At 57.9% G+C, this 6609-nt stretch carries 7 protein-coding genes; 6 read left to right on the plus strand and 1 reads right to left on the minus strand.

Going from position 1 to position 6609, the window contains the following annotated elements:
* Window positions 1-131 precede the first annotated feature (131 nt).
* The 6 genes from rsxA (at window position 132) to ABYP39_RS16315 (ending at window position 6112) form a co-directional block, all read left to right on the plus strand.
* Complete coding sequence (gene rsxA / locus ABYP39_RS16290) at window positions 132-710, plus strand: electron transport complex subunit RsxA (protein WP_372750134.1); 579 nt, start codon at window positions 132-134, stop codon at window positions 708-710.
* 10 nt (window positions 711-720) lie between these two features.
* Entirely contained in the window at window positions 721-1350 is a 630-nt protein-coding gene (rsxB, locus tag ABYP39_RS16295) for an electron transport complex subunit RsxB (protein ID WP_372783599.1), read from the plus strand.
* Window positions 1347-3638, plus strand: a complete 2292-nt coding sequence (rsxC, locus tag ABYP39_RS16300; RefSeq protein WP_372783601.1) for an electron transport complex subunit RsxC — start codon at window positions 1347-1349, stop codon at window positions 3636-3638. The genes rsxB and rsxC overlap by 4 nt, the downstream gene beginning before the upstream one ends.
* Before the next feature lie 83 nt (window positions 3639-3721).
* Entirely contained in the window at window positions 3722-4765 is a 1044-nt protein-coding gene (rsxD, locus tag ABYP39_RS16305) for an electron transport complex subunit RsxD (protein WP_372750300.1), read from the plus strand.
* A complete protein-coding gene (gene rsxG, locus ABYP39_RS16310; RefSeq protein WP_372764405.1) occupies window positions 4765-5406 on the plus strand; it encodes an electron transport complex subunit RsxG in 642 nt (213 codons plus the stop codon). Before rsxD ends, rsxG begins: the two co-directional genes overlap by 1 nt.
* Entirely contained in the window at window positions 5399-6112 is a 714-nt protein-coding gene (locus ABYP39_RS16315; protein ID WP_372764407.1) for an electron transport complex subunit E, read from the plus strand. The genes rsxG and ABYP39_RS16315 overlap by 8 nt, the downstream gene beginning before the upstream one ends.
* Window positions 6113-6164: 52 nt before the next feature.
* Here ABYP39_RS16315 and ABYP39_RS16320 read toward each other — a convergent pair.
* On the minus strand, window positions 6165-6609 hold a 445-nt coding region (locus ABYP39_RS16320; RefSeq protein ID WP_372783603.1), incomplete at its 5' end, for a phytanoyl-CoA dioxygenase family protein.

A 6609-nucleotide genomic window follows, 5' to 3' on the forward strand; every position in this document is an offset into this window, starting at 1 on the left:
GACTTTTAAATTGAACGCTTGTTCGAAATAAAATAGACTAACCGCCTGTTTTTTGAGCTCAGCTCACTTTTTGTTACCGGGCATTTGCCCGCCGCGCGCAAAACTTACGAATTTCATCGTCGAGGCCCACGATGTTGGCGGACTATTCTGTTCTGTTGATCAGTGCGATTCTGGTCAATAACTTTGTACTGGTGCAGTTCTTGGGACTGTGCCCCTTCATGGGTGTTTCCAACAAACTGGAAACTGCCATCGGCATGTCCAGCGCAACCACCTTTGTGCTCACCCTCGCCTCCATCTGTAGCTGGCTCACCTACGAATGGCTGCTGGTGCCGCTGGGTCTGGAATACCTGCGCACCATCTCCTTTATTCTGGTGATCGCGGTTGTCGTGCAATTTACCGAGATGGTGGTACGTAAAACCAGCCCGCTGTTATACAAGGTTCTGGGCGTGTTCCTGCCGCTGATTACCACCAACTGCGCCGTGCTCGGAGTGGCACTGCTCAATATCAACAAAGAACACAACTTCGTGGAATCTGCGCTTTACGGCTTTGGCGCCGCCGCCGGCTTCTCACTGGTACTGGTACTGTTTGCCGCCATGCGCGAACGGCTGGCCGTAGCCGATGTTCCACAACCCTTTAAAGGCCCCGCTATCGGTATGGTAACGGCGGGCCTAATGTCGCTGGCCTTTATGGGCTTTGCAGGCCTGGTGTAGGAGAGTCGATATGTACGAACTACTCGCCCAACACCCCTTTATCGCTGCACTGGCCTCGCTGGCGGTGCTCGGCATAGCCTTTGGCTCCCTGCTCGGCTTTGCCGCCGTCAAATTTAAAACCGAAGGCGACCCGATCGCCGATCAGGTCGAAGCGCTGCTGCCGCAGACCCAATGCGGCCAATGCGGCTATCCTGGCTGTCGCCCCTACGCCGAGGCAATTGCCGACGGCGATGCCATCAACAAATGTCCTCCCGGTGGCGAGGCGACCATCAACGCCTTGGCTGACCTGCTCGATGTAGAAGCCCTGCCGCTGGACGCCGAAGAAGCCAGCGTGCCCTCGGTCGCCTACATTCGAGAAGAAGAGTGTATCGGCTGTACCAAGTGTATTCAGGCCTGCCCGGTAGACGCCATTGTTGGCGCCGCCAAACATATGCACACGGTTGTTGCGAGCGAATGTACCGGCTGCGACCTGTGTGTGGAGCCCTGCCCGGTAGATTGCATCGATATGATTCCACTGCCCACCACCTTGCAGAACTGGAGCTGGGAACTGCCCAAGCCCGCCGAAGAGGTCATTACCGAAGACTTGATCGCGAGCGATCGTCCGGCCAGTGACAGCGACAACAAGGATCAGGCCGCATGAGAAAGATCTGGGACATACACGGCGGCGTTCATCCACCGGAAAACAAGGCACAATCCCTGAGCCGCGGCATTATCCAGGCGGGCATTCCTCCCGTGCTGGTTCACCCCCTGTCACAGCATATCGGCGCGCCAGCCGCGCCCATCGTGGAAGTGGGCCAGCGGGTTTTGAAAGGCCAGATGATTGCCGAAGCTGCGGGCTTTGTCAGCGTTCCGGTTCACGCCGGTAGCTCGGGCACGGTGGCAGCCATTGAACATCGGGAAATCCCGCACCCCTCAGGCCTGCTGGCCCCCTGCGTCGTTATTGAGACCGATGGCAAAGACGAATGGATTGACCATCAGGGCATAGCGGACTACACCACCCTCGACAAGCCCGCTCTGATCAACGTGATTCGCAATGCAGGCATCGCCGGTATGGGCGGCGCTGGCTTCCCCTCGGCAGTAAAACTCAGCACCCGCGATGACGCCGTTATCGACACACTGATCATCAACGGCACTGAATGCGAACCCTATATCACCGCCGATGACATTCTGATGCGCGAGCGCGCCGATCAGATCATTGCTGGCGTAAAGATACTGCAGCACCTGATACAGCCCACCGAGCAGACCCTGATCGGCGTGGAAGACAACAAGCCCGAAGGCATCGCTGCCCTGCGCGCGGCGGCCCAAGGCAGCAATATTGAGGTTGTCGTGTTTCCCACCAAGTACCCTTCCGGTGGTGAAAAACAGCTGATCCAGATCCTCACCGGCCGCGAAGTACCCTCGGGCGGCCTGCCGGCTGACGTGGGTATCGTCTGCCAGAACATTGGCACCACCGTGGCCATTCACCGGGCTGTGCACTACGGCGAACCGCTGATTTCCCGTATTACCACCGTCACCGGCGATGCTTGCACTGCACCGGGCAATTTTGAAGTACTGCTCGGCACACCAGTAGAACACCTTCTAAAACTCGGCGGGTTCCAGCACGACAACTGCATTCGTCTGGTAATGGGCGGACCCATGATGGGCTTCACCCTCCGCGATACGTCGGTACCGGTGGTAAAAACCACCAACTGCCTGCTGGCGCCGACCAAAAAGGAACTACCGCCACCGCCACCGGCCCAGGCCTGTATTCGCTGCGGCATGTGCGCAGAAGCCTGCCCAGTGTCACTGTTGCCCCAGCAGATGTACTGGTTCGCGCGCGGCAAGGAATACGAAAAACTTGAAGACCACAACCTCTTCGACTGCATTGAATGCGGCGCCTGCTCCTATGCCTGCCCCAGCAACATACCGCTGGTGCAGTACTACCGCGCCTCCAAGGCAGAAATTCGCAAGCAGCAGCAGGAAAAGGTGAAATCCGAGCACGCCAAAGCGCGATTTGAAGCCCGCCAGCTGCGCATAGAGCGCGAGGAGGCCGAGAAAGAGGCTCGTCGCAAGGCCCGCCAGGAAGCCGCCAAGAAAAAGGCGGCCGCAGGCAAAGATCCGGTCAAAGCCGCACAGGAAAAAGCGGCAACGTCGGCAGTCGATCCCGCCCAGGCCGCCATCGAAAAAGCCATGGCCAAACGCAGCGGTGCAGCGCCTGCAGAAACAAAAGACGAAAAACTGGCGCGCTTGAAGAAGGCGGTGGAAACTGCAGAAAAACGCCTTGAGAGTGCTGCCGGCAAGCTCAAAGAAGCCGAAGCTGCCGAAGCGCCTAATCTCGGCGCGCTGCAGACTGCCCATCAGCGTATGACGGAAAAGCTCTCGGCGGCGAAAGACGAACTACAGCAGTTCGAGCAAGAAAATTCCGACGACCCCGCTGCAGCCGCCATCGCGCGAGCCCAAGCCGCCCGCGCCAAAGCCGATGACAAATCCCCCCTGGAAAAAGCGCAGGACCAGGTTGCCTCGCTGGAAAAACGGCTGCACAAGTCCGAACAGAAACTGGCGGAAGCCAGAGACAGCGGCTCGGATACCGCTCCGGTACTGGAACAATCCACCGCGAAACTGCGCGACAAGCTGGAAGCGGCGCGAGGCGAGCTGGCACAGCTATCCGAGAGCGAAGCGCCCGTTGCTGCAGCGGCCTCTACCAACGACCCGGCCCAGCTGGCTATCGAAAAAGCGATGGCCGCCCGCGAAGCCGCCGCCAAACTCAGCCCGGAAGACAAGGCCAAAAAAGCCCTGGAATCACTGGAAGCGCGGGTTGAAAAAACCCGACAGAAACTGGCAGAAGCAGAAGAAAGCGGCGCCGATACCATGGATGTGCTGCGCGACACCCTGGCCAAACTCGAAGACAAACTGGCGCAGGCGCGCCAAGAAGCAGGAGTTGAACCTTAAGCCATGATCAATTCCTTCGCACATTCCCTGTGGGAGCGAGCCCCCACAGATGCAGAACACACCCTTTGCAAAGAGCCTTCAGCATGGCCCTATTAACTGTCAGCTCCCCCCACGCCCACGGTCCCATGAGCACCGCCACCGTTATGCGGCTGGTGCTGGCAGCGACCGTCCCCGGCGTGTTTGCGCTCACTTACTTCTTCGGCTTCGGCACCCTGACCAATATCCTGTGGGCCTCGATTCTCGCCGTCGGTATGGAAGCGGCCATCCTGAAGCTGCGAAAACGCCCCATCGGTTTCTACCTGAATGACGGCAGCGCACTGGTAACCGCCGTGCTGCTCGGTATTGCCCTGCCACCGGCCTCGCCGTGGTGGGTGATCGCTGTCGGCATTCTGTTTGCCATCGTGTTTGCCAAACACCTCTACGGCGGCATGGGCTACAACCCTTTTAACCCGGCGATGATTGGCTATGTGGTGGTGTTGATTTCCTTCCCGGTACAGCTCACTACCTGGGTGGCGCCGGCCGGCACGTTCGACGGAAATCTACTGGGCCCCATTGAGGCACTGGTGCGCACCTTCAGCGTCGGTGCCGTGGACGCTGTCACTATGGCGACCCCACTTGACGTATTAAAACAGAATGATTCGCTGCTGGTGGAAGACTTGTGGGCCTCCAGTGCGCAGTTCGGTACGCTGGCTGGCGTGGGCTGGGAATGGGCCAATGTGGGCTTTCTCCTCGGAGGCCTGTTCCTGCTCTACAAACGCGTTTTTACTTGGCATGCACCCATCAGCATGCTGATCGCCCTGGTTGTGTTATCAGCGCTGTTCTACGACGGTGGCAGTTCCGCCTCCGGCGGTTCGCCCATGTTCCACCTGTTCAGTGGCGCCACCATGCTCGGCGCGTTTTTTATCGTCACCGACCCGGTAACGTCGGCGGTATCCAACCGGGGACGTATCATTTACGGGGCTTGTATTGGCGTATTGGTTTACCTGATACGTGTGTGGGGCAACTACCCAGATGCCGTGGCGTTCTCGGTACTGCTGATGAACTTCGCCGCGCCCCTACTGGACCATTACACTCAGCCGCGAACCTACGGCCACAAGAAAAAAACGCTGCAAAAGGAGGCTGACTAATGCTAAGCCAGTCTGTTAGCCGGAACAGTATTCTGCTCGGCATTTTTGCGGCCATCACCGCTGCCATCATCGCCGGCACGTATCTGGGGAGCCGCGATTTGATCAAGGCGAATATCCGCGCCGCCGAAGAAAAGGCCCTGTTGCAGATAATCCCCGCCGAGCGCCATGACAATTCGATGCTCGATACCACGCTCGTCACCGACGATGAAAGTCTGCTCGGGCTAAGAGAATCCAAGGCCATCTACCTGGCCACCCGCAACGGAAAATTCATCGGCGCCATCATTCCTGCCACCTCGCGGGAAGGTTACACCGGCGATATCGATCTAATTGTAGGGGTCAATCGCAATGGCAGTATCGCGGGTGTTCGGGTGCTGTCTCACCGCGAAACTCCCGGGCTTGGCGATGCGGTTGAGCGCAAGAAAAGCGATTGGGTCGACGGATTTCTCGGCAAGAGTCTGGCCGACCCTGAACCGGCTCAATGGCGCGTCAAAAAAGACGGCGGCGTATTTGACCAGTTTACCGGCGCCACAATAACGCCGCGCGCAGTCACCAGCGCGGTACACAAGGCACTGCAATACTTTGAAGATAACCGCAAGCGCCTGATCATGGCGGCGGAACAGGAGAACAGCAGCAATGAGTGATGCAAACTATCGCGAGCTGTCCTTAAACGGTCTCTGGAAAAACAACCCGGCTATTGTCCAACTGCTGGGCCTATGTCCGCTGCTGGCGGTCACCGGCACCGTCGTCAATGCTATGGGCATGGCTCTGGCCACGCTATTTGTACTGGTGGCATCGAGCACCTCCGTATCGCTGATTCGTGGCTTTGTCTCTGACGCCGTGCGCCTGCCAGCTTTTGTCATGATCATTGCAGCAGCAGTTACCTGTACCGAACTGCTGATGCAGGCTTATACCTACGAGCTGTTTCAGATTTTGGGTATCTTCCTCCCGCTGATCACAACCAACTGTCTCATTCTGGGCCGCGCCGATGCCTTCGCCAGTAAAAACAGCCTGGGGCCAGCCATGTACGACGGGCTGATGATGGGGCTGGGCTTTGGCGCCATACTTATCGTGCTAGGAGCAGTGCGAGAACTGGTAGGTACCGGAGCACTGTTCGCCAATATGGAGCTCTTATTTGGTGAAGGCGCCAAAAGTTGGAAGATTGTTTTCTTCGAGGACTACAATCAGTTTCTAGTCGCCATTTTGCCGCCGGGTGCATTTATCGTTACCGGGTTGATCATTGCGGTGAAAAACATGATCGATGACGGTATCAAGAAGCGTGAGGCGGCGCGAACCGCCGGGCAGCCGAAAGAAAGCCGTCGCGTTCGCGTGACCGGAAATATCGGCTAGTAACTCGCACTACCGGGTTGCCATGCAGCCCGGCTCACATACTCCACTCCTTTCACTCCAAGGCATCCTGTCGCGCTTGAGCAGTCGTTTCAGCGTGCTTATGCGCAGGCACCACCACCGGCTCAAAAGCGACATCGCGCATGGTTAGCGGCTCTACATCGGTGCGATGGGCCAAGAAATCCGGACGCGGCTTCTGACCACCGAACGGTTCCTGCATCTGGTTCTCAATACTGTTGTAAACAAAAAACAGATTCGAGCGGCTCCAGGGCGACATGTTCATATTGGAGGCATGCAGCGTGTTGCACTCAAACAGCAACAGCGAACCGGGCGGCCCTTTCGGTGCTTCAATACCACCGCGATTGGCCAGCCAGCGCAACACCGATCTTTCCGGTACACCCAGTCGCTGCTTTTTCAGCGAGTCTTTCCAGTTCTCTTCTGGAGTCGGGTCAACACAGGGCGCAAAGTACTGGTGCGATCCCGGAATCAGCATTAACGGC

It is taken from the genome of Litorivivens sp., assembly GCF_041625495.1.
Classification (GTDB): Bacteria; Pseudomonadota; Gammaproteobacteria; order Pseudomonadales; family Spongiibacteraceae; genus Litorivivens.